This window comes from Nitrospira sp. ND1, assembly GCF_900170025.1.
Taxonomy (GTDB): domain Bacteria; phylum Nitrospirota; class Nitrospiria; order Nitrospirales; family Nitrospiraceae; genus Nitrospira_A.
On sequence record NZ_FWEX01000005.1, the window covers coordinates 673774 to 696515 of the forward strand.

Annotated in this window: 20 protein-coding genes and 1 pseudogene; 11 read left to right on the forward strand and 10 right to left on the reverse strand. The window is 59.4% G+C overall.

Annotation, left to right across the window (positions count from 1 at the left end):
- The first annotated feature begins 86 nt into the window (after positions 1–86).
- The 4 genes from NSND_RS03325 (at position 87) to NSND_RS03340 (ending at position 5515) form a co-directional block, all read left to right on the forward strand.
- A protein-coding gene (locus tag NSND_RS03325) for an IS3 family transposase (protein ID WP_369974229.1) occupies positions 87–1213 on the forward strand; the annotation gives its coding sequence in 2 pieces (ribosomal slippage) (positions 87–345 and positions 345–1213; 1128 coding nt in all).
- Between the two features lie 952 nt (positions 1214–2165).
- A complete protein-coding gene (locus NSND_RS03330; protein ID WP_080877603.1) occupies positions 2166–2996 on the forward strand; it encodes a hypothetical protein in 831 nt (276 codons plus the stop codon).
- A gap of 386 nt (positions 2997–3382) precedes the next feature.
- The gene (locus tag NSND_RS03335) at positions 3383–4021 is read left to right on the forward strand and encodes a TrkA C-terminal domain-containing protein (protein WP_080877604.1); all 639 of its coding nucleotides are present in this window, start codon (positions 3383–3385) and stop codon (positions 4019–4021) included.
- Positions 4022–4108: 87 nt separating this feature from the next.
- Positions 4109–5515: a Do family serine endopeptidase gene (locus NSND_RS03340; RefSeq protein ID WP_080877605.1), complete on the forward strand. Its 1407-nt coding sequence runs from the start codon at positions 4109–4111 to the stop codon at positions 5513–5515.
- Between the two features lie 43 nt (positions 5516–5558).
- Here NSND_RS03340 and fusA read toward each other — a convergent pair whose 3' ends face one another.
- Both fusA and radC read right to left on the reverse strand, forming a co-directional pair.
- A complete protein-coding gene (gene fusA, locus NSND_RS03345; protein ID WP_080877606.1) occupies positions 5559–7664 on the reverse strand; it encodes an elongation factor G in 2106 nt (701 codons plus the stop codon).
- A gap of 133 nt (positions 7665–7797) precedes the next feature.
- A complete protein-coding gene (gene radC, locus NSND_RS03350) occupies positions 7798–8514 on the reverse strand; it encodes a RadC family protein (RefSeq protein WP_080877607.1) in 717 nt (238 codons plus the stop codon).
- A 185-nt stretch (positions 8515–8699) separates the two neighbouring features.
- On the opposite strand from radC, the gene NSND_RS21470 reads away from it, so the two are divergent.
- The 5 genes and pseudogenes from NSND_RS21470 to NSND_RS22025 all read left to right on the forward strand — a co-directional run.
- Positions 8700–8873 (forward strand): hypothetical protein, encoded by a 174-nt coding sequence (locus tag NSND_RS21470; protein WP_013249094.1) that lies wholly within the window; start codon positions 8700–8702, stop codon positions 8871–8873.
- 310 nt (positions 8874–9183) lie between these two features.
- Positions 9184–9756 (forward strand): 16S rRNA (guanine(966)-N(2))-methyltransferase RsmD, encoded by a 573-nt coding sequence (gene rsmD / locus NSND_RS03355; RefSeq protein WP_080877608.1) that lies wholly within the window; start codon positions 9184–9186, stop codon positions 9754–9756.
- Positions 9753–10241, forward strand: coding sequence for a pantetheine-phosphate adenylyltransferase (gene coaD / locus NSND_RS03360; RefSeq protein ID WP_080877609.1), 489 nt, complete (start codon positions 9753–9755; stop codon positions 10239–10241). The genes rsmD and coaD overlap by 4 nt, the downstream gene beginning before the upstream one ends.
- Positions 10238–11431 carry a pyridoxal phosphate-dependent aminotransferase gene (locus tag NSND_RS03365; RefSeq protein WP_080877610.1) on the forward strand — a complete coding sequence of 398 codons (1194 nt, stop codon included), beginning with the start codon at positions 10238–10240 and terminating at the stop codon, positions 11429–11431. Before coaD ends, NSND_RS03365 begins: the two co-directional genes overlap by 4 nt.
- A gap of 134 nt (positions 11432–11565) precedes the next feature.
- Positions 11566–11706: pseudogene (locus NSND_RS22025) on the forward strand (FmdB family zinc ribbon protein); the annotation flags it as partial.
- A 26-nt stretch (positions 11707–11732) separates the two neighbouring features.
- Here the strand turns inward: NSND_RS22025 and NSND_RS21600 are convergent.
- From NSND_RS21600 to purH, 5 genes are all read right to left on the reverse strand, one after another.
- Positions 11733–11966 carry a hypothetical protein gene (locus NSND_RS21600; protein ID WP_235000151.1) on the reverse strand — a complete coding sequence of 78 codons (234 nt, stop codon included), beginning with the start codon at positions 11964–11966 and terminating at the stop codon, positions 11733–11735.
- Between the two features lie 323 nt (positions 11967–12289).
- On the reverse strand, positions 12290–12733 hold the full coding sequence (locus tag NSND_RS03375) for a hypothetical protein (protein ID WP_080877612.1): 444 nt from the start codon (positions 12731–12733) through the stop codon (positions 12290–12292).
- A 48-nt stretch (positions 12734–12781) separates the two neighbouring features.
- A complete protein-coding gene (locus tag NSND_RS03380) occupies positions 12782–13429 on the reverse strand; it encodes an L-threonylcarbamoyladenylate synthase (RefSeq protein WP_080877613.1) in 648 nt (215 codons plus the stop codon).
- 26 nt (positions 13430–13455) lie between these two features.
- The gene (purD, locus tag NSND_RS03385) at positions 13456–14733 is read right to left on the reverse strand and encodes a phosphoribosylamine--glycine ligase (RefSeq protein ID WP_080877614.1); all 1278 of its coding nucleotides are present in this window, start codon (positions 14731–14733) and stop codon (positions 13456–13458) included.
- Positions 14734–14978: 245 nt separating this feature from the next.
- A complete protein-coding gene (gene purH / locus NSND_RS03390) occupies positions 14979–16532 on the reverse strand; it encodes a bifunctional phosphoribosylaminoimidazolecarboxamide formyltransferase/IMP cyclohydrolase (RefSeq protein WP_080877615.1) in 1554 nt (517 codons plus the stop codon).
- A 352-nt stretch (positions 16533–16884) separates the two neighbouring features.
- On the opposite strand from purH, the gene NSND_RS03395 reads away from it, so the two are divergent.
- The gene (locus NSND_RS03395) at positions 16885–17790 is read left to right on the forward strand and encodes an OmpA family protein (RefSeq protein WP_080877616.1); all 906 of its coding nucleotides are present in this window, start codon (positions 16885–16887) and stop codon (positions 17788–17790) included.
- 4 nt (positions 17791–17794) lie between these two features.
- Entirely contained in the window at positions 17795–19045 is a 1251-nt protein-coding gene (locus NSND_RS03400) for a hypothetical protein (RefSeq protein WP_080877617.1), read from the forward strand.
- Positions 19046–19146: 101 nt separating this feature from the next.
- Here the strand turns inward: NSND_RS03400 and NSND_RS03405 are convergent, their stop codons facing one another.
- The 3 genes from NSND_RS03405 to NSND_RS03415 form a co-directional block, all read right to left on the reverse strand.
- Entirely contained in the window at positions 19147–20331 is a 1185-nt protein-coding gene (locus tag NSND_RS03405) for an NnrS family protein (protein WP_080877618.1), read from the reverse strand.
- Positions 20332–20478: 147 nt separating this feature from the next.
- A complete protein-coding gene (locus tag NSND_RS03410; protein WP_080877619.1) occupies positions 20479–21471 on the reverse strand; it encodes a hypothetical protein in 993 nt (330 codons plus the stop codon).
- A gap of 280 nt (positions 21472–21751) precedes the next feature.
- On the reverse strand, positions 21752–22693 hold the full coding sequence (locus NSND_RS03415; RefSeq protein ID WP_080877620.1) for a hypothetical protein: 942 nt from the start codon (positions 22691–22693) through the stop codon (positions 21752–21754).
- Between the last annotated feature and the right edge of the window lie 49 nt (positions 22694–22742).

The window sequence follows — 22742 nt, forward strand, 5'->3', positions numbered from 1 at the left end:
GGGCTCCGGAAATTCGGACAGTGTGCTAAGTGGTAGCCTGGCTTCACCGAGGCCCCCGCGAGGTGGCGACACAAAGGAGCGAGGCGATGAAGAGAACGAGACGGAATCACGGGGCCACGTTTAAGGCGCAGGTGGCCTTGGCGGCGGTCAAAGGCGACAAAACCCTGGCCGACTTAGCGGAGCAGTTTCAGGTTCACCCCACCCAGATCACCGAATGGAAGCAGCAATTGCTGGCGCGGGCGGCGGACGTGTTTGGCGGAGCGAACCCGCCAGCAGAGACGCCCGATCTCAAGACCCTGCACGCCAAGATCGGCCAGCTGGCCCTGGAGAATGATTTTTTAGCCGGGGCGCTCACCAAGGCGGGCTTGCGGAGCGCAAAGCCATGATCGATCGAACCCATCCCCTCCCGGTTGTGCGGCAATGCCAGCTGCTGAAGCTGGCCCGCTCGACCGCGTACTACCAGCCGATGCCGGTTTCAGAGACGACGCTGGCGCTGATGCGTCGGATTGACGAGCTGCATCTCCAGTATCCCTTTGCCGGTGCGCGCATGCTGCGCGATCTCTTGCGACGCGAGGGCCGCGCCATTGGCCGACGCCAGGTGGCCACTCTGATGCGCCGCATGGGCATTGAGGCCCTGTATCGCAAACCGTCGCTCAGCCGGCGGCATCCAGCCCATCAGATTTACCCCTATCTCTTGCGGGATCTCACCATCTCGCGTCCGAATCAGGCCTGGGCGGCGGATATCACCTATATTCCCATGCGTCGTGGCTTCCTGTATCTCTTTGCGGTGCTGGACTGGGCGAGTCGTCGGGTCTTGGCGTGGCGGCTGTCCAATACGTTGACGACGGACTTCTGTCTCGAGGCCGTACAGGAGGCGATTACGCAGTATGGCTGCCCCGAGATCTTCAACACCGATCAAGGGTGCCAATTCACGAGCCAGGAGTTCACGGGGCTGCTGACCCACCACGGCATTCAGATCAGCATGGACGGGAAAGGGTGCTGGCGGGACAACGTGTTCGTGGAACGACTCTGGAAGAGCATTAAATACGAAGAGGTCTATCTACACGCGTACGACACCGTCGAGGCCGCGCATCAGGGGGTGGCGCGCTATCTGACGTTCTATAATCAGACCCGGCCGCATCAGGCCCTTGACGGTCAGACACCAGACCAGGTGTACTATGACCATCTGACGACACGGCAGACCGCCGCGTAGTCAACAATCCGCCAGGCGCCACTTAAGAATGGGCCGACACTGTCCAACCAACCGGAGCCACCTCTTACTGCCTGAAGGGCTACGACGATGAGTCCGAGTACCCTGAGGCCAGCGGCTGCTCGTTCACGAGATATTTCTTTCCCTCAGGATTTGAGGCGGGATGGCGTTTGGCCGGGGAAGCAAAGGTTCTCTGGGAGGCTTTCCAGCACGTGCGGGCGGAGGCCAAACTGCCCGGTAAAACTGAAATCCCGATGCAGTACTTTTCAAGAACTGTGGAATTTGCTCTCAGGGACTACAGGTCGATTGACGGCGGCCCACCGACAATTTCGTTGAATCAGTGGAAAGAAGCCATCGAACGTTCTGGATACCGTGATGCGGGGCGATACTTATGAACCAAGTGAACACAGTGAATTGTCAGACGATGCCGCGCGCAAGATATACTTGGGATGCCAGCCAATGCTTTCCGTTTGAGTCCACATGGTCAATCCTTCAGAAGTTCATGGGGCTTAATGCATGCGGGGCTCGAGATATTCAGCGCGAATTTGGTATTGCGTCGAAAAGACAACATCCTCAAAACTGGTCGGATCGGGATCGGAACTTACATGGCTGGGGCGCTCTAAATCCGGAGATCGTACAGCTTTCACTGAACTTAACAGACCTCCAAATGAGGACGGCGCGCACCGTTGACTATGTTCGCCCGGACGAAGCGAAAGTGTTAGCCAGTCGATCCCTTCGTATCTGTCCGAAATGTATCAGGGGAGGATTTCATACGCCTCTCCATCAGTTGGTATTCATTCCCCAATGCCCTCTGCACAAGGAGCCGCTCCTGAACGTCTGTGTTGACTGCGGTAGGCCAACTCCTCTTTACTATTTGTCGAGGCAGTCGTTTTGTACTCCGTATGGTTGCGCAGAATGCGGAGCGGTCTGGTGGCAACGTAGCCGTGTCGGACAGATGACAGAAGGGGAACAAGAAGAGCGTGTTCGCATCATGTCTGAGATCGGGGAGTGGCTGACTAAACGGAGGGAGGACCAAACGATTGAGGCTCAGATCTCAAAATTAGCTCGATTTATACCGGACGAGAATGAATTTCAGGCCTATGTTCGACGTCTGCCGGAAAGGTGGGCGGACGTCTTAGGAGTGAGCGCTCCGCAACAAATCGCAGAGTTACGAGAGGCAGACTTACATGTCACGGTGGAGTATATGACGCGTAGCGTCGATGGACCAGGTTCATCCAGATCTTTAGACAATAGGAAATTTTTCGATGTGTATCGCGCGATTCGCCGTTCACTTACAAGGCGAGTTCACAAAGATCATCAAAAGTGTTTTGAGAAAATGGGGCGTGGCCTTTGGTTCCCGGTCACAGCCAGAGAATTGCCCGTGCGGCAATTCTGCCAAGAGGCATACGCGTTGCTTCTCTGGAGAATGTTTTGGGAAAACATCGATGTTCCGCAAAAATTCTTTTCGCGGCAGTTATTGCTCATCCATCGCGAGATAGATTTTGTATCCGACCGAATACTATCAGGCATCTCTCAAGAGGCTGCCATTCGAATATTCGGGCTGGAATGTCTGAGAACGTATCGGCGATGCCAGGAGCTCGGGAGCTTGATGCGGCAAAAGGAGCATATCGCTTTTCCCTTGTATCGCCTGAATAAGGATCGAGCTGGCGAATGGGTTGTGAAGGTCCCTAAAATGGGAAACAGGCAGAGGCTTCATTGGTGGTGGCCAAGGCGATGGGAAAAGGCTCTTTCGATTCAAGACCACGAATCAAAACGGGCTGCTTAGGATGACATTCTAAAAAGGCGTTTGGACTTGAAGAATATACCGTAAGGGAGAGCATCGGCTTAGTGCCAGAGATTCGCCCGCATCTGCCCCAGTTTCCGGCCCTTCTATATATTTGGCCTGGAAGACACCATCCTTGTATGGCAAAGCTAATTCTTGCCGTTCGTCGAAAAATCATCCAATTGACTGAGTTGGGGTATCAGCCTACACTCGGCTGCTATAGCAAGCGGCGCGGGAATGAACATTTTTGTGCCCAGTGCCCAAATACGGCTGACATCATTTTACTTCCAAAGTGTAATAAGATTTAGTAGTTCGGACATGTGGAGTGGGACGGAATCTCGAATCGGACAAGCAAGTTGACATAATATATCTTATCGGACATTTATCCGATGCTGTCTTTTGAGCTGTTGGCTCGCGTCCGCAAAGAACTGTTCCTCACCGGCAGCGCACTCTACGAGACGATTGTCGCCATCGCGGAACGCGTCAACCGCAAGGTCCATGTCCTGCGCCTCCATGGTCAGGCCACGACGATTCTGAACCAGATTCACGCCATTCATCGACAGGTCGGTCGCCGCATCGCAGAGTTGGGAACCAAACCCTCCGGCGCCATACCGGCGGTCGCTCCCGGCACGCTCCCGTCGCTGGAAAATACCATCCGCACAGCCTCCGACCGCATCAAGGGGCAACAGGCCGCCTTGCAACAGATCGAACGGCATATCCGTGACCTCAAGATCGAATTGGCCCACGAGGACCTGCTCACCATGCAACGCGAACTGGGTCTGCGTGACGCGGCCATCGAACGCGTGCTCGTCGCCCGTGGCGCACCGGTCATCGGCCATCCGATCGGTGAATTCGACCTGCCGTCGACGACCCACATCGTGGCGGTCTTTCGAGGCCCATTCCTGCTCCCGCTCTCCGATTCCATGACGCTCCGGCCCGACGACATTGTGATTCTTGTCGGCCTTCGCCACGACTTGGCTCACTGGCTTCCGCATTTCCAACGACCGGCTGCATCGAAATCGGCCTAAGCCTCCTCGCTTCCGTTGCCGCCCGAGAATCTGTTATTCTGAAACCGAACCAGGTTCGTGAGATTCGGCCTCCGGAGCTTGCCCAGCATGAAGACACAGACTTCCTTCGCGACCGCACTCATTCTCGCTCTCGGTTTCTCCGGGTGGCTGACAGGCACCTCAGCGATCACACTGGCCGCTACCGACATCGCATCACCCCCTCGGAAAGAGTCGCCTGGGCTGCGCATGCTCGAAGAACTCCAAACCGTGATCACGGACTTGGCCGAGGAGGCTAAACCGTCGGTCGTGAGCATTTTCCCGATTCAGACCCTGGGCAAGTCGCGCGACGGATCCGGCGAGCGGGTTCCGAACTCCACAGGTTCCGGCTCAGGCGTCATCGTCGATCCAAACGGTCACATTATTACGAATAACCATGTGGTGGGTGATGCCACGGAAGTTGAGGTTCGCCTCTCCGACAAGACCAAACTGTTCGCACAAGTCGTCGGCAAGGATCCGGACACCGACCTGGCTGTTCTGAAAGTCACGACCGACCACCCCCTCCCCGCCGCCCGGTTCGGTGACTCCACCGGAGTGAAGGTCGGTCAGTGGGTGCTGGCGGTCGGAAACCCCTTCGGTCTGGATCGAACGGTGACGCTCGGGGTGGTCAGCGGCATCGGGCGGGAAAACATCAATCTCTCACGGTACGAGAACTTCATCCAGACCGACGCCTCCATCAATCCAGGGAACTCCGGCGGACCGCTCTTCAATCTGCGGGGAGATGTCATCGGCATCAACACGGCCATCATCAATTTTGCCCAGGGGATCGGATTTGCGATTCCCTCCAACATGGCCAAGCAGGTGATGAACCAGCTCATCTCGAAGGGAAAGGTCGTGCGGGCCTGGCTGGGCGTCGGGCTGCAACCGCTGACACCGGATCTGGCCAACAAATTCGGCGTGGATGAAAACGAAGGGGTCCTGGTGAACGAAGTATTCGAACGGGACCCGGCCGCTCTGGCCGGCATCAAGCCGGGCGATGTCATCACCAAAGTCGATGGCGCGCTCGTCGATACCCCGAACAAACTCTCCCGCCTGGTCGCCGCGTTAGACCCCGGTTCCACGACGCATGTTGAAGTCGTGCGGGACGGCAAACGCCTCACGCTGAACGTGGCCCTGAGCGAACGCCGTGATGCGGTGGTTACGGCCTCTCTTCCTCAGAGCAGGACGGACTTGAAGCTGGGAATCGACGTACAAGACCTGACTGCGGGTCTGGCGGAGAAGTTTCGACTGAACGAGAGCAGAGGCGTTCTGATCTCGAAAGTAGAAGCAGGAAGTCTGGCCCAGGCCGAAGGGTTGCGGGAAGGCGATCTGGTCAAGGAAGTCAACCGCGTCGACACAGGCACAGTCGGAGAATTCACGGTGGCCGTCTCCAAGGTCAAACGCGGCGACACGATTCTCTTGCGCGTCCTGCGCGAAGGGCGGGCATTCTACGTCGTCCTGAAGCCCGCCGATCGGTAAGAGGGATAGCCCGCCAATCCTTCCTTCTGGCGGATCCCGCCGGTCAATGCGCCACGGCCCCGTGGCGCTCCATCTTGTGTTCCTCAATGATGCGGCCGGCCAACTCGCGCGGCACTTCCTCGTATTGAGCATATTCCATTGCGTAGCTCCCCTGTCCTCCCGTCATTGAATTTAGTGACGCCGCATAGCTGAGCATCTCGGCCTGTGGCACCAGGGCCTTGACGATTTCAATGTGGCCGTTCGCCTCGACCATGACGATCCGGCCTCGCCTCGCATTCAGGTCGCCAAGGACCGTCCCCACACATTCGGCCGGTACCTCGACTTCAACCGTCATCAGCGGCTCAAGCAAGATCGGGTGGGCCGCTTCCAGCGCTTTTTTCACTCCCATCGACCCGGCGATTTTGAAGGCCAACTCGGATGAATCCACCACATGGTAGGAGCCATCGTAGACGGTCACCCGCACATCGACGGCAGGATACCCGGCAAGCGGCCCTTCATGCAGCGCCTCCACGACACCCTTTTCGACCGCCGGCACGAAGTTGCGCGGAATGGCGCCGCCGACGATTTTATTCTCAAACTCGAAGCCCTGGCCGCGCGGCAACGGACCGACTTCCAACCAGCAATCACCATATTGGCCATGGCCGCCGGTCTGCTTCTTATACTTCCCCTGTGCCTGGGCCACGCTACGAATCGTTTCCCGATACGGAATTTTCGGCGCGTGCACAATCACGTCCGCGCCGTATTTACGATGCAGTTTTTCCAACGCCACATCGATGTGTAATTGGCCCATGCCGCTCAGGACCATCTCCTTCGTCTCGATATGACGCACGAACTCCAGGCTCGGATCTTCCTCGATCACCTTATGCAGCCCCAGGCTCACCTTCTCGATATCTGTCTTCGATTTCGGCTCGATCGCAAACGACACCACCGGCCTGGGAAATGGAATCCCGGGATATCGGATCGGCGCATGCTCGTCACAGAGCGTATCTCCCGTCACCGTATCCTTCAGCTTGCCGATCGCCACGATTTCTCCGGCCGTCGCACGCGTGATCGGCGTATATTTTTTGCCGAAAATGGAGAACAGATGCCCGCCTCGCTCCCTGACCTGCCGCGTGGAATTATACATTGCGGTATCCGCTTCCAGCGTTCCCGAATAGACGCGCACGTAAGAAAGACGGCCGATGAATGGATCGATGAGGGTCTTGAAGACGACGGCGGAGAATGGATCGGTCGGCAGCGGGTGCCTGTTTATCGGTCCCCCGTCTTCCATCGACCCTGTGCCCTGCAGCGGTGCAACCCGGGCGCGACTGACTGGTGAGGGCAACAGATCGACGAGAGTGTGCAGGAGCGAGTGCACACCGATGTGTCGCAAGGCGGATCCTCCGACGATGGGCACCAGCGACCCGCGTTGAACTCCGGCCTGCAGTCCCTCCAGCAACGCCTCCTCCGTCAATGCGCCGTCGGTCAAATACCGTTCGAGCAGCGCCTCGTCTCCCTCGGCTACGAGTTCCATGACGCGACGCCTGGCTTGATCAACCCGGTCACGCCACTCAGGCGGCACCGGCCCCTGCTGCGATTTCGGACGGTCCGGCTGCGACGTCACCACATGATTCTGCAACACATCCACGACGTCGCCCAATTGCGCACCGCTGCCCATCGGCAGGATCAGGGGAACGGCAGTCATCTCCAATTCCTTGGTCAGATCCTCCACCGTGTTGTCGAATACCGTGCCGTCCTTGTCCAGATCATTGACGAACACGACACAGGGTACCCCGGAGTCACGGACCATCGACCAGATCCTCTGCAGGGCGCTGCGCACGCCCGATGCCGCACTCACGACCAATACCACACCGTCTGCCGCACGCAATGCCGATCGCGTCTCACCGATGAAGCTGGGCGAGCCCGGGGTATCCAGAAGCGTGAGCACTCGATCCTGATAAGAGCAACGAAGGACGGTGGTGTTGAGTGAGGTTCGGCGATGGATTTCTTCCGGCTCAAAATCCGACACCGTGGTTCCGGCGAAGATGGAGCCGGGAGCGGAGAGACTGCCCGCGCAATACGCCAGCGCTTCGACTAACGAGGTTTTGCCCGATCCCGCATGCGATACCACAGCCACATTCCTGATGGATTCGGTGAGGGGAACGTTCATGATGACCTCCTCCGATGAGTCGGCGGCCGCTGTGGGCCTGGTTAGAGAGACACGTGCAGGTGATGCCATCCTTTCTCAAAACATTCGATCGAATTCTGCCGGGAAAGGAGCGAGCGCGATCTGTCGCCGCAGTTCATACCCTCGCGCCTTCCCCATTCAACCACCCCTGGTCGGCAAAACTGACATAGCGACCGTCCCCCACGATGAGGTGATCCAGGACCTGAATTCCCAGGAGAGAACCGGCAGACACCAGCCGGGCCGTCAACACCCGGTCTTCCTGGCTTGGCGTGGGGTCCCCGCTGGGATGATTGTGGAGGAAAATGACTCCGGCGGCAGACGCACGCATGGCGGGAATAAAGACTTCCCTTGGATGCACGATGCTCAACGTCAGACTGCCTTCAGAAATCGTCACGTCGCGAATGACTTGGTTCTTGGCGTCCAGCAGCACCACCGCGAAAATCTCGTGCCGCAAGTCCCGCAACCGTGCGTGGTAATGCTTAAACAGGTCGGCGCTCGAGCTGATGCGCGTCCCGGTCGTCAACGGCGCAGACACCGCGCGTTTCCCGACTTCTACCGCCGCCTTCAACTGCGCAGCCTTGGCAGGGCCCACTCCGGGAATGGCGCAGAGCTCCTCGGCGCTGCAATGCAGCAGGCCGAAGATACCTCCGACACGATCGAGTACTTCCATCCCGACTTTGACGGCGGAGGCTTCCTGCCGCCCCACGCGCAACAGAATGGCCAACAATTGAGCGTCGGAGAGGCTTTCGGCACCCTCACGGAGCAAACGTTCGCGCGGACGTTCAGTCTCGGGCCACTTTCCAATCCCGCGCCCTGTTTTTTGGGGTGTCATTGCCTACTTCCTACGACAAAAAAATGTCGGCTTGCACCTTTTTGTGCCGGAGACTTGACGCCTGACGCATCTCATGTATGGCGGTTGGCATACATAAATAGTTGAAAAACATAGACTTGACATTTTGGTGCAGCTCTTGCTTGAGAGGTGACACAGCTGTAAACGTCACCACCCAGGAGGAGCAAATGGAATGTCCGAAGTGCAAAGGCATGATGATGTTGGAACGGTTCTCAGACTTCTTCCTCATTTTCTACGCCTGGAAGTGCATTAACTGTGGAGCCATCATCGATCGGACGATTTCGGCGAATCGAAGAAAGAGCCTCGCCGCTCGCGAAGCTCAGCCCGTCGCGACCCGCTAGTCCGGCGCGTTCGCTGCTCTGTTCTCTGTGTGATGTGGTGGTGTGACGACCTTTGAATTTCGGCCACCTCCTCAGCCCGCGTGAACCGAGACTTGGTGTCGCCCGATTATAGCGAGCCGCTTCCTACGCGTCAAAGCACGCCCACTCCTCGTCGACGTCTGCAGCGCTCCCCGCCCCGCGGCGGGGAGAAGACCTTTTCGACGCTTCCATCTCCGTGATCACACCTCGTCACCTTGACCCCTTCAAAAACGCTGTGTTAGAGTCTCTCACTTCTTAGCCAGAGACGAATGGCTCTCACCCGAATACGATCATGCGCGTCATCGCAGGGCTTCATCGGGGCCGACGGTTGCTTGGTCCCAGAGGACAGGCGATTCGACCGACGTCCGACCGAGTGAAAGAGGCCCTCTTTTCGATCCTTGGCGAACGGACCACGGGAGCTCGTGTGCTCGACCTCTATGCCGGAACCGGCTCAATCGGAATTGAAGCGCTGAGCCGCGGCGCGGCACATGCGACCTTTGTGGAAGCTGATCGTCAGGCCCTGCGCCTAGTCAACTCGAACCTTGAGCAATGCGGCTTGCAACAATCCGCCAATGTCTGCGCCTGCCAGGTCAGCCAGTTTTTCCGTCGGGCAACCCAGTGGTCGGGCCCCTACGACATTGTGTTCTGCGATCCGCCCTACCAATTGACCCCGGAGCTCATCGCAATGGCGCAGGAATGGAATGCCGGATGGCTGGCCGACGATGCCGTGGTGATCATCGAGCACGGAAAGAAAGCGGAGATCCCGCAGACCCTGGGCCTGCTCTCGCAGGTCAAACGGTACGACTACGGCGACACCGCGCTCACACGATTTCACGTCACAGCGAAAGAAGCCCAACCCCGATGAAGACCGCCGTCTATCCCGGCACATTCGACCCGATCACGCATGGACACAGCGATATCATCCGACGCGGATTTCGGATGTTCGAGAAGGTGATTGTGGCGATCGCGCCCAACCCGGGCAAACACCCGTTCTTCAGCGTGAAGGAACGACTGGAGATGGTGGGACTGGTGACCAAAGATCTGCCGAACCTGGAAGTCACCACCTTCGAAGGGCTGCTGGTGGATTTTGTGCGGGAATGCGGTGCCCATGCTATTCTGCGCGGCCTACGGGCAATTTCCGATTTCGAGCATGAGTTTCAGATGGCGCTCATCAATCGCAAGCTGGCGGAAACCGTCGAAACGGTCTTCCTGATGCCCAGTGAGGAATATTCCTATTTGTCTTCCACCATCATTAAGGATGTCGCCAGCCACGGCGGATCGCTCCAGGACTTTGTGCATCCCGAAGTGGCTCGGAGGCTCCAAGAACGAATTCGGAGTTTCAAAGGATGAAACTTGCAGCCCGTGTCGGACGAATTGTCCCCTCCCCGACCCTCAGTATTACCGCCACCGCCAAGTCGATGGCGGCACAAGGGATCGATGTCATCGATTTCGCGTCCGGAGAACCGGACTTCGATACCCCCGAACCGGTGAAGGCCGCGGCAGAAGCAGCCATTCGCGCGGGCTTCACGAAGTATACGCCGTCGTCGGGGATCGACGAATTGCGCGTGGCGATTGCGGATAAATTGAAGGAGGAGCAAGGCCTCCAGTACGACAAGTCCCAGATCCTCGTCTCCTGCGGCGCCAAACATTCACTCTACAACCTGGCGGAGGCCCTGCTTGAAGCGGGCGATGAACTGATTATCCCGGTTCCCTTCTGGGTCTCCTATCAGGACCAGACCCTGCTCAACGACGCCACGCCCGTCCTGCTCCAGACGCGGGAAGAAGACGGGTATACGATCAGCCAGGAAGCGCTGGAAGCCGTCATCACGCCACGAACCAAAGCCATCATCGTCAACAGTCCCTGTAACCCGACCGGCGCCACCTACGACCGGACAACCCTCGAAGGTATTGCGGCCGCAGCCCTGCGCCACGACCTGGTGATCATCTCGGACGAGATCTACGAGAAAGTGCTCTACGATGGCACCCAGCACATCAGCATCGCGACCTTAAGCCCGGAAGTGGCGGCTCGAACCGTCGTCATCAACGGAGTCTCGAAAGCCTACGCCATGACCGGCTGGCGCATCGGGTACGCTGCGGGACCAAAGCCGCTGCTGACGGCCATGGCCAATATTCAAAGCCAGAGCACCTCGAACCCCTGTTCGATTTCACAGAAAGCTGCGGTGGCCGCGCTTCGCCTCGGGAATCCCTTTACCAAAACCATGGTGACGGAATTTGACCGGCGCCGACGCGTCATGGTCGACCGTCTCAACAAGATGCCCGGCGTGACCTGCTGCATGCCCACGGGGGCGTTTTATGCGTTCCCGAATGTAAGCGGCTTGTTGGGCAAGCGCTGGAAGGATCAGCCCATCGGCTCCGCGGCGAACCTGGCGACCTATCTACTCAACGAGGCCCAGGTGGCGGTGGTGCCCGGCGAACCGTTTGGAAGCGACATTCACATTCGGCTGTCCTATGCGACCGCCATGGAAGCGATCGAGCGAGGACTGACCCGTATCGATGCGGCGCTTCGCCGGTTGTCCTAAGCTCAGAGGACCTGAATACCTCGTAGCACTTGATTTTGGCTCAATCAAAGCTACTACAAGATGGCGCCGCGGATCCCGGCAAATCGAGCATCAGGACAGCGCGCGACGCTAGCTGACCAGAGGAGGAATGACCCGTGCCCATATATGAATATCAATGTACGAGCTGTGCCCACCGCTTCGAGGTGAAGCAAAGCATCAAGGACGAGCCCATTAAGGAATGTGTGCGTTGCGGAAAAGAAGTGACGAAGCTGATCTCTTCCCCTGCCATCATGTTCAAAGGCAGCGGGTGGTATATCACCGACTATTCGGACAAGATGAAACCCGGCTCGGGAAGCGATACCTCCGAGAAACCGGCGGCGTCCAGCACGGATAAGACAAAGGCACCGGCTTCCTCTGAAGGCGGAGGCACGAGTTCTACGACAACGCCTGCTCCTGCCCCTGCGGCAGCTCCGAGCTCGACGACATCGACGAGTACAAGTACATCCACATCCGGCACGAGCACATCAGGCTCAAGCTCCTCATCGTCCTCAAGCACCTAGCAGGTTCTTGACAGATGGTTGCCCCCCTGCGCGCTTCAGCACCGGCGACAGTCAAGCATTCCCTGCACATCCTCCTCAGGCCGTTCAAACTCGCTGCCCAATGGAGCCGCAGCGAAGCCTGCGGCGCGACGATAGAGGAGCCCCAGGTCGCTGGACGCCGGCGAGACGGTACGCTGACAGTGTTCTAGCCCGACGCGTCCCCCTGCAGTACGTGGAGGCCCTGAACCAGGCGGGACCGCCGTTGACGGAATTTTTCAACGGTGTACCAGTCCCGGAAGCAGAAGGGACGGACACCACCGGCAACAGAAGCGACGGGTGTTTACCTCACCGGGGCAGGTTTTATTTTCTTGGTGCTGTGGGACCTGACCGAGGACTTCGCGGCGGGCTTGTGCGTCGGCTTGACGGACTTCTTCACGGCTGATTTTGCGACCGGCTTGGCCGCACTGCTCTTCGTGGCTTTCACCGCGCGTTCTCTTGCGGCGGCGATCGTGTGCTCCAGGTTCGCGATCATCGCGGACTTTTCTTTATTCACCCGCGTCAAATCTTCCACCCGAATCTGCAGTTCCTCTTTCGCCTTGTTCGCGGCGTTGAGCTGATTCTGCAGCAGCGCCTTATCTGCGGCCGCCTGTTGGGATTCCGAGTGCAACTGTTCGATCTGAGCCTGGAGAGCCGGCGGCCAGAAATCGCACCCCGACAGCAGAAGCATCGCACCGACCCCGAGCGTAGACAGTCCCATCACCGCGCGACGTGAACGAATGAGCATAAGTGATCCTCCCATGAGGGTGAATTATACCGACAACCGAGAATCAAATCATGATGAAAGTTCGTAACCCTGCCGTGCAAGCGCCGCGCGGATCAGGTCCGTGGAGAGGGCCCCGGCTCGAAGCAGGTGCGGGCGGTCGCGCGCATCCACCATGGTAGAAGGGAGACCTCCCGGCGTGTGCCCGCCATCCAAAATGAGATCCACCCCTGCCCCCAACGCGCGCTGCACTGCCACGGCGTTGTCGAGCGGTGGTTCCGAGGAGCGATTGGCACTGGTCCCGGTCAGGGGGCCGGTGTGCCGCAACAAATGCTGGAGCTGAAGCAAGGGAGCCTGCCGCACCCCGATCGTTCCGGTCCCCGCCGTCAACAGCGCCGGCAAGTCAGGCGCCGCAGGAAACACGATGGTCAGAGGCCCGGGCCAGAACTGTTCCATCAGGAGGGCTGCGGCGGGAGGAGTCGCCTGGACCAACTGAGGCAATTGGTCCAGGCTTCCGATAAGCACGAGAATCGGCTTATCGGATGGCCGCCCTTTCAACTCGATGAGACGCCGGAGCGCCGTCTCATCCGTCGGACGGACCGCCAAACCGTAGTACGTTTCGGTGGGCAGCGCGAGAACGCCATGCGCATCCAACACCTGTCGGACATCAGGCAGAACGCGATCGCAGGTTGTGTCGGTAAAGGGAAGGATCAGAGCCATGGAATAATGGCCGAAAACTGCTCGGATCAGATCTTGTGCGGCAAGGCCCGATGCGCGATATCGGTTCGATAATGGCGCCCTTCAAACAAAATCGAAGGCACCGCTTGATACACCTGCGCCCGCGCATCGAGCAAAGACGGCCCCCAGGCGGTGACCGCCAGAACTCGTCCTCCCGCAGTCACCACGCGCCCCGACTCCCGTTTCGTACCGGCGTGGAACACCGCGACGCGCGATTCACCGAATGGAGTAGGCAGCCCCTGAATGGGAAGGCCGGTCGGATAGGAACCGGGATAACCCGGCGACGTCATCACGACGCACACGGCCGTATCCGGATGCCATTCCACCGTCAATTCATCTAGACGGTGCTCGACCACCGCCTCCATCACCTCGACCAGATCGGTTTTCAAGAGCGGCAGCACGACTTCAGTTTCAGGATCTCCCATACGCGCGTTGAACTCCAGCACATAGGGGGTCCCCTTCACGACCATGAGGCCCGCGTAGAGCACACCTTGAAAGGGGCAACCCAGACGGGCCAGCGCATCCACCGTCGGCTGCAGCACCTGACGCGTCACCTGTTCACGCAGCGCAGCCGTGGCAATCGGCGCCGGAGCATAGGCGCCCATGCCGCCGGTATTGGGTCCGCTGTCGCCGTCTCCCACTCGTTTGTGGTCCTGAGCCGGCACCATAGGGACCACGGTCTTCCCGTCGGTGAAGGCCATGAGCGTCAGCTCTTCGCCGTCCAGAAACTCTTCGATCAGCACGCGATGTCCGGCCTGACCGAACAGGGATTTTTCCATGGCATCGCGGACGGCCTGCTTGGCTTCCTCGCGTGTCGTAGCCACGACCACCCCTTTGCCCTGCGCGAGACCGTCGGCCTTGACCACAATCGGAACCGGCTGCTCGTCCAGATAGGCCAGCGCCTGGTCCATGCGTTCGAAGCTGCGCGCGGCAGCGGTCGGGATTCGATTGGCGGCCATGATGTCTTTGGAGAAGCTCTTGCTGGATTCCAGGCGAGCGGCGGCCTTGGTCGGTCCGAAGATTTTTAGTCGCGCCTTGCGAAACTCATCCGCGATGCCCAACGCCAACGGCGCTTCCGGGCCGACTACAGTGAGATCGATCTGCTCCTTGAGCGCAAACGCCTTGAGACCCTCGATATCATCGGCCTTGATCGGGACACAGGTGGCGAGACCTTCGATGCCGGCATTCCCCGGCGCACAGAATATCTGCGGTTTCCGCGGACTTTGGGCGATCTTCCACACCATGGCATGTTCCCGCCCGCCACCACCGACAACAAGAATCTTCACATCTCAACCTTTACTTTAAATAAAAACGAAGCAGCATCTTGTAAGTGGCAGGCTCGTCAGAATTGCCGACGTCGAGACGTTTTCCTGCTCGTCCAGATAAGCGAAAGAAGACACATCCCCTGAGGGCGTTCAAACGGGATGGCCAACAAGGCCGCAGGCAAGAAAAAACCGGAGGCGTAGCCTCAGGGCTACGTTGAGGATTTTTTCTCGCCGAGAACGAAGTTGGAGGCCCGTTTCAACGCCCCTCAATGGCGGAAGTGGCGCATGCCCGTGAGTATCATCGCCATTCCGTGTTCGTCCACAGCCTTCGTCACCTCAGGGTCGCGGATCGAACCGCCCGGCTGAATCACACAGGTAATGCCGGCTTCCGCCGCCGCGTCAATGCCGTCACGGAACGGAAAAAAGGCATCGGATGCCATCACGCAGCCCTTCACAGGCGACTGGGCTTTCATGACGGCCAGTTTCACCGAGTCCACCCGGCTCATCTGCCCGGCTCCGATTCCGACGATTTCGCCCGGACGCCCGTAGATGATGGCGTTCGACTTCACATGTTTACAGACTACCCAGGCAAACGCGCAGGCGGCATATTCTTCTTCGGTCGGCTTGCGCGAGGTCGGAACCGCCAGAGCCTTGATGTCCTTGATCATGCCCAAATCGCGATCCTGCACGATCAATCCGCCGACCAGCTTCTTGAGATCGTACCCCTCCGCAGTCGCCTTGCTCAGCGGTCCCACGTCCAAGAGACGGATGTCCTTCTTGCGCTTGAGTTCAGCCAGCGCGTCCTCGGCGAAGCCCGGCGCGATGACGACCTCGACGAAGGTTGAGGTGATTTCCTTGGCCGCAGCCAAATCCACCGGACGATTGAAGGCAATGACACCGCCGAACGCCGACACGGGGTCGGTCGCGCGCGCCTTCACATAGGCGTCCACCGGTGTCGCACCGAGTGCGCAGCCGCAGGGGTTATTGTGCTTGATGATGGCCACCGCGGTCTGCTCGAACTCCTTCACGAGTTCGAGCGCCGAGTTGGAGTCGAGGAAATTATTGTAGGACATGGCCTTGCCGTGGAGAATTTTCCCGCGCGACACAGCCGGTTCCTTGGCATTCATTTCACGATAGAACGCCCCCTGCTGATGGGGATTTTCTCCGTAGCGCAGCGTCTCCACACGTTCAAATTGCAGCGAGAGGATGGCGGGGAACTTCACCTCGCTCCCCTGCACCTGCTTTTCGAGATACCCGGCAATCAGACTGTCATACCGGGCGGTATGCTGAAACACCTTCATGGCCAACTCGCGGCGCAACGCGGGGGTCACGGAACCGGACTTCAGCGCCTCCAGCACCCGGCCGTAGTCGGCGGGATCGACCAGGACCAGCACGTCTTCATGATTCTTCGCGGCGGATCGCAACATCGACGGACCGCCGATGTCGATATTTTCAATGGCCTCTTCGAACGGACAATTGGGCTTCGCGACCGTCGATTCAAAGGGATAGAGATTGACCACCACCACATCGATGTTGCCGATGCCATGTTGCTGCATCTGCTTGACATGATCGGGCACGCGACGGCGGCCGAGGAGTCCGCCATGAATTTTCGGGTGCAACGTCTTCACGCGCCCGTCCAGGATCTCCGGCGACCCCGTATAGGCGGCCACGTCGGTGACAGCCACGCCTGCCTCACGCAAGGCCTTCGCGGTTCCACCGGTGGACAACACTTCGGCGCCCAGGGCCGCCAGCCCCTTCGCCATCTCGACGACTCCGGTCTTGTCAGAAACACTGATCAGTGCCCGCGCAATGCTGGCCATGATGAACTCCTTCAACTATTGATATCGTGTGGGTGGGAAACCATGAGCTAGACGAAAAGCGCCGTGACAATACCAGATGGCTCACGGCCACTGCAAGCCGGACACACCTGAACTCGACCCCGAACGGCACGGCTGCGCGACGCGAAATCACCCGGCAGACGCCGGCCTCTGCTGAAGAATCCAGGCTAGCATGAGTATCGGCGATGTGATACCCTTCCGCCGATAGAGATGCGCCAACATGAGGTGACGCATCAGCTTAATCAAGTAACACTCGAAGTCTTGAAACGACACCAGCCCACGGCGACTCGATGCCGCAGCGGGGCCTCGTGCCTGAGACGATAAAGGCTTGCGCATGTCGCGCGGAATTATTTTCGGCGTAGGACTCTTCGCCCTCACATTATTGGCGTTCCTCTGTATCCCTCGACACCTGCCGGTGACGTCGTCGGCGACCGGTCACTCCGCGTTCAGCGCCCACATTGAAAACGGCCAGCTGACACTGTCCGGCACGGTAGCCAGCGAGGAGGCCAAAGGCGCCGCGGTGGCGCGCGCACAAGATCTCGCCAAGAGCCTCAGGCTGCGTGTCACCGACAATCTGAACATCATCGAAGACGGCCAGGCCGCTGGATGGGAAGCCGCCCTCCCCGCGCTCGTCACACAGGCGGTCACACTCCAGCACCATCAGGCCACCCTCTCCCTCTCCGGCCAGACGGTGACGGTAAAAGGCGCAGTCCCAAGCGCGGACGCAAAAACAAAACTGCTCCATGAAGTGGCTTCACTGCTCGGAACCTCTATACACGTGCAAGACCAGGTGACCGTCGCGTCGTCAGGCTCCGCGAGTCAGGCCAACCTTACTCCCGCCAGCCAGCCGTCCGCCGCACCGCATGCCTCCCGAGCCCAAGTCCAAGCCGGGCTGGATGAGATATTGCGGGGCGAACATATCGCATTCGAAAGTAACAGCGCGGTCCTGACTTCGAAGGGACGAGCCGTGGTCGACAAACTGGTGCCGGCGCTCAAGCGGGCACCCGATGCAGTCATCGAAATCGGCGGCCACACCGACTCCTACGGCGATCCCGACTACAACCTCCAACTGAGCCGCACCAGAGCCGAGGCGGTCCGGCAATACCTCGTGGAACATCAGATACCGAATCGGCTGACCGCCGTCGGTTATGGATCGACGCGCCCCCTGAGCCAGGACCGGACGCGCGCCGCGTCGAAGAAAAACCGGCGCATCGAATTTCGTGTGAAAGAGGAACGGTGAACCTATGGGAGCCATGATTCTGCAAATGGTGGGGTGCTTGCTGGTGGCAGCGACCATCGGACTGATGATGGGCTGGCTGCTCCGCAGCTTTGCCACCTCTGAAAAACGTCAGCAGCTGTCCGAAATCGCCACCCGACTCCGCGGGCGCGAACATGAACTGGATACCCTCAACCATGAGTTGAAGGTGCGCACCTCTGCCGTCCAGATGCTGGAAGGCAAGATGATCACCTCGGAAGCGGCGCTCAAAGACCTGACCGCCGACCTCGGGACAAAAGTCGAACAACTCACGGCCTTGCAGACGGAGGTTCGTGAAAAGGGTGTGCGCCTGCATGCCGCCGAACGTGAACGGGATACCCTCCGACGCGAGGTCGAAGAAGCCGAAGCCAGGATCAAGGCACAATCGACGGGATTTGCCGAAATGCAGGCGCAGATGGAGAATGCCGAAGACGTGTTGATTGCCCGCGACCAGGAGATTGCTACCTTAAAAACCTGGGTGGAGCAACTGGCGCCGAAAGATGCCGAGATCGCCCGGCTGCGCACCCGTACGGAAGAGTTGGAACCGTTCCTGGAAAAAAGCCGCCGATTGGAGCGCGAACAGGAGCAGGATCGCGCCCGCGCGTCAGCCATACTACAGGCCAAAGAACAGCAACTCGCACAGACCCAGGCACGCCTCAACGCAATCGAACTGGACCTCGCCAACCTGCGAACGCAGAGCCAGGAAGACCTCGCGCGATTCGGAGAGACATTGCAGGAACGGGACGCGGAGATTCAGCGTCTGCGGACAACGGTCGAAGAGTTGGACATGTTCCGGGGCGAGGTGGAGAAAAAAGACCTTGCGCTCCGCGAGGCCGAAGAGCGTCGTGTGATGGATGTGAGCGAGCGGGAAGAAGAGATTGGAGCACTCCGCAAGCGACTCGTCGAGTATCGTGTAGCCCAGCGGTTCAGCGCGCAAGCTAAGTCGACGGGAGCCACCGAGTCGGGCTCAACCGGTAGCGCCACCACAAAACGGAGCGCAGGAAAAGGTCACCCGGCCCAAAAAGACGATCTCAAACAGATCCACGGGATCGGCCCGGTGATGGAGCGCGTCCTCAATCGCATGGGGATGTTCACGTTCCGGCAGATCGCCGAGTGGAAGGAACAAGACGTCGAACACATGGCATCGGAACTCAACACGTTCCCCGATCGCATCCGACACGACAATTGGATCGACGGCGCCAAGGAGCAGCACTTCCTGAAGTACGGCGAGGAACTCTAACCGGCAGCACGGTCCTCCCTCCGGGTTCCCGACCACCTGCACCGCGTCAACCACCTCAACACGTTGCCGATCGGCAGGCCCCCGGCACCTCCCCCCTCCCCTCACTCATCCAGGCTGGGTCGGACAAGATACGGCCCATAGACCAGAGCAAACAGCAGATAGGCCCCGCTCCACGCGGCTCCGGCGGAGCCAAGCACCAGATTCGTCGGAAGGCCGGTGCCTGGTCCGAAGACACGCAACATCGCGCCGAGGATCACCAACCCATAGATGAAGACCGTTGCGGGACCGGCATGTTTGGGCCGCCCCGTGTGGCCGAGACTTGCACGCGTCATCACCGCCAGGGTCATCGATCCGACGGCGCCGGTGGTCAATGCATGCACCGCATCTTCTTTCGCGAGCCCGATTCCCAGCAGAGCGCACCCGAGAACCAGCATCGACAAGGCGAGCCAGCCGTACCCCACATGCAGACTCAGCACGAGCGGTTCCCGCCATGTGAGCCAGCCGTACCAGCGCAAGAGACGAACGAGATTCACGGTCCCGGCAGCGAGAAAGATCCAGCCCGTCGCCGACGCCAACGGCAGCACCGTCCAGGCCAGCGCGGCCATGAGGACCAGCGCGATCGAGAGTGCGTCGAAGCGGGAAAACGGTGCAGGTCGTTCCTTCTTCCCGTGACCCGCCAGAAATTCTCGCGTAAAGTTCGGCGTGAGTCGTCCGCCGATGAAGGTCAGCAGGAAGAGGTCCAGCGCGAGCGCGAGCCGCAGCGCAAGGTCCGTCTCCGCGCCGCTCACTGTGAGAACATGGAAGGTCATATTCGCGGCGGCGTACAGACTGATCGCTACGGCCACCGGCGCATGGTTCCAACTGTTCCCGGCGGCAAGTTCCCGCCACAGCAGCCCCACCAACGCGACGAGAAACGCCCCGTCCACGATGGCGGCGAAGAACGGTGTCACCAAAGGAATCGCCATGGCCATACGTCCGGCCAGCCACAGGCTGAAGAGCAGCATCAGTTCGCGGCCCTGGATCGCCGGACGATCCGTCCAGTTGGGCACCGCCGTGAGGAGGAAGCCGGCAATCACTGCAGGGAGAAAACCAAACAGCATCTCATGCACATGCCAATCGCGAGCCGTGGAGAGCAGGACCGGGTTCCCGGTTCCGGCCAGGATCAGAATCCAGGCGGGAACCGCCACACCGGCGAACAGTGCAGCCCCCAGGAAAAACGGGCGGAATCCGTACGAAAAGAACGTCGTCATCGGCGAGACTGCGCGTCGTTCCACTCCATTACCCATGGTCCCTCACTCCTCCCCCTCACCTACTCAGGCCGATACATCGATGCGTCGACATGACCGCCATAGTAATACCACAGCGACCGCGATGTCTCGGCAGAGAACAACCGAAGCTCTGAACAGGCGGTGAGGAATGAAAGAACAACTGCCCTACTCGACGTCGTACCCGCGAGCCGGCAGGTACGGACCCGGCGCGTGCAGCAATTGAAACGCCTCGCGCGTATCGACCCGCGCAGTTTCCGCGGAATGTGCGGCAACCGGAGCAGCCCCGATCTCAACCGGCTCCCTCCGGATCTCCTGACCGGTTCGACTGCGGTACACCAGTTCGTCGGTATCCAGATCGTATTCAGGCAACTCGAGGCTCTCCCATCGCTGCATGAAGTAGTGGGCGTAGAACGTATACAGACCATGCTCCTTGCGGTTCCGCTGCAAGACATACTCCGGCATGTTCTGACTATCCAGATCGACATGGTAATGCTGCAACCAGAGATAGTCACCGAGGATCACCAGTTTGACCAGCGGAGCATCGGCATAGAGCTTCAGCCTCACGACCTTGCCGATCGCCTTGAGACGCTTGAGCAGCGCGATGCTCCGCCGAACCTCCTCACGGAAGGCCGGATACGTGCAGGTAGGATGGGCCAAGGCCTGCATGCGGGCGCGCGCATCCTGACTGAACGGATTCACCAGGAGGATCTTGGCCTCCAGGCTCTTGTCGAGGACCGACGACAGATCGCCGACCTGGTCCACCAGGGTCCCGGCTCCGCTGGACCCGATCACCATCACGGAACGACCGGTACCCTGCTCATCTTTCAACGCTTGAATACGCCGGCGCGCCTGTGGCCCGCGCCGGGGAAAGAAAGAGACGAGGCCGGCGCCGAGCGCAGCTTCGGCAAGCGCCCGATCCCGCAGACTGCGGTGGACATAGTTGAAGCAGCCCATCAACAGAACAGCCGCGATCATCTCGACGGCAATCAGTGAAAATTTGTCATGTTCGACATGCGACCAGAACGACAGGAACCGGCCGGCTCCGGCCGGCAGGAGGAGCGCAATGCCTGCGCTCATGGCGACGATGACGATGTGATACAGGCTCCCTGCCGCATGGCGGAGGAATGCCCGGAGAACGAAACAGGATTCGTGAAACAACGAGACACCTCTAGAACAGGTAAAGAAAGATTCCCACGGCGGTGACGAGCTGGCAGTGCGAACGACGGAGGAACAACCTTCGGCGGTAGGCTCAGCGGAGACGGCGCGGCTGCGGGCACAAACAACAATCGCGTAAGACTTCAGAGATTCAAGGGCTGCTGCCCCCGGCTACAGAAGGTCTTACGCGAACACCCGCACTGTACCAGGTCTGATGACGCGACGCAAGGACGGGAATGCTGAGAGGCGTATCCACACGGTGATTCGACACCAGTCGCTTCGCTCAGGTCGCCAACTGATCCGTCAGCCAATCCATCGCATCAGGCGACGCCAACCAGGCTTCGGCAAAGTTCGCAATATACAAAACCGCTTCGTTCCGGTCTCCGGGACTATAGTGTTCCGGCAAGCGAGCCGGCGGTTTCCGCTTGCCGGCAAAGAACCCAGCCACGTGCGGATTGCCGTCCATCGCCAATACCAAATGCTCCTTTGCTGCGACCTGGTCTCCCCGTCGAAGGTCGAGCAAGACATGGCTCCACAGAAACGCGGCAGAGGCGTCGTGCGCATAGTCACGAAAGAGTCGTGCTGCTCCAGTATCCTTCCCCAGCGTAAGATAGCGACTCAACAATCCATGGCGAATCCCCTGGTTGTCGTCAGGATTCAGCTCTAATAACGCTTCGCAATGCGTGAGCGATTCTCGCTTCCGGCCTAGAGCCCACAAACAATCGGCCAGCCCCCGGCGCGCGCGCATGTACGGTCTGGTTTCGATCATGCCCCAGAAGTATCCCCTGTGCTCGTCAAAAAAGGCTTTGCCCAGGCTCCGCCGCCCGGCATCGACCCCTTGCTGATACAAGGTACAGGCTTCCTGCGGGGATCGTGCCTCTGCCTCCGCCAGCACATTGTAGGCATCCGCACAATCAGGGAAAATTTCGAGAGCCTCGCGGGCGAGGGCGGCAGCTTGTCGTTGAGTCCGTGCCTCCCAGGCCTGATAGATCAATGCTTGAGCCCGTTCTGTCGGAGCCTGCGCCCGAAGCAGGGGAAGCCGGCCACCCCCCTCTTCCATCAGACGAGTCATGAAGGCCTGCGCATCGTCCAGGCTTTCAAACGCTTGTTCCCGCATGATTCGGTTGAGATCCGCCATGAACGCATCCGTGCCGGTCCGGTTCCGCCCCGGCGATGCGGGAGACTTTCCCACCTGTGCGCGTGTGCCTGTGGATTTTTTCGTCATGACCGCACGCTCCCGATCACGCCTCTCCTGGAGATCGCACCTATCATCG

Coding starts and splice junctions, on each gene's coding strand:
- NSND_RS03330 (WP_080877603.1), top strand. CDS start 2,166: ATGACAGAAGGGGAACAAGAAGAGCGTGTTCGCATCATGTCTGAGATC.
- NSND_RS03335 (WP_080877604.1), top strand. CDS start 3,383: ATGCTGTCTTTTGAGCTGTTGGCTCGCGTCCGCAAAGAACTGTTCCTC.
- NSND_RS03340 (WP_080877605.1), top strand. CDS start 4,109: ATGAAGACACAGACTTCCTTCGCGACCGCACTCATTCTCGCTCTCGGT.
- fusA (WP_080877606.1), bottom strand. CDS start 7,664: ATGAACGTTCCCCTCACCGAATCCATCAGGAATGTGGCTGTGGTATCG.
- radC (WP_080877607.1), bottom strand. CDS start 8,514: ATGACACCCCAAAAAACAGGGCGCGGGATTGGAAAGTGGCCCGAGACT.
- NSND_RS21470 (WP_013249094.1), top strand. CDS start 8,700: ATGGAATGTCCGAAGTGCAAAGGCATGATGATGTTGGAACGGTTCTCA.
- rsmD (WP_080877608.1), top strand. CDS start 9,184: ATGCGCGTCATCGCAGGGCTTCATCGGGGCCGACGGTTGCTTGGTCCC.
- coaD (WP_080877609.1), top strand. CDS start 9,753: ATGAAGACCGCCGTCTATCCCGGCACATTCGACCCGATCACGCATGGA.
- NSND_RS03365 (WP_080877610.1), top strand. CDS start 10,238: ATGAAACTTGCAGCCCGTGTCGGACGAATTGTCCCCTCCCCGACCCTC.
- NSND_RS03375 (WP_080877612.1), bottom strand. CDS start 12,733: ATGCTCATTCGTTCACGTCGCGCGGTGATGGGACTGTCTACGCTCGGG.
- NSND_RS03380 (WP_080877613.1), bottom strand. CDS start 13,429: ATGGCTCTGATCCTTCCCTTTACCGACACAACCTGCGATCGCGTTCTG.
- purH (WP_080877615.1), bottom strand. CDS start 16,532: ATGGCCAGCATTGCGCGGGCACTGATCAGTGTTTCTGACAAGACCGGA.
- NSND_RS03395 (WP_080877616.1), top strand. CDS start 16,885: ATGTCGCGCGGAATTATTTTCGGCGTAGGACTCTTCGCCCTCACATTA.
- NSND_RS03400 (WP_080877617.1), top strand. CDS start 17,795: ATGGGAGCCATGATTCTGCAAATGGTGGGGTGCTTGCTGGTGGCAGCG.
- NSND_RS03405 (WP_080877618.1), bottom strand. CDS start 20,331: ATGGGTAATGGAGTGGAACGACGCGCAGTCTCGCCGATGACGACGTTC.
- NSND_RS03415 (WP_080877620.1), bottom strand. CDS start 22,693: ATGACGAAAAAATCCACAGGCACACGCGCACAGGTGGGAAAGTCTCCC.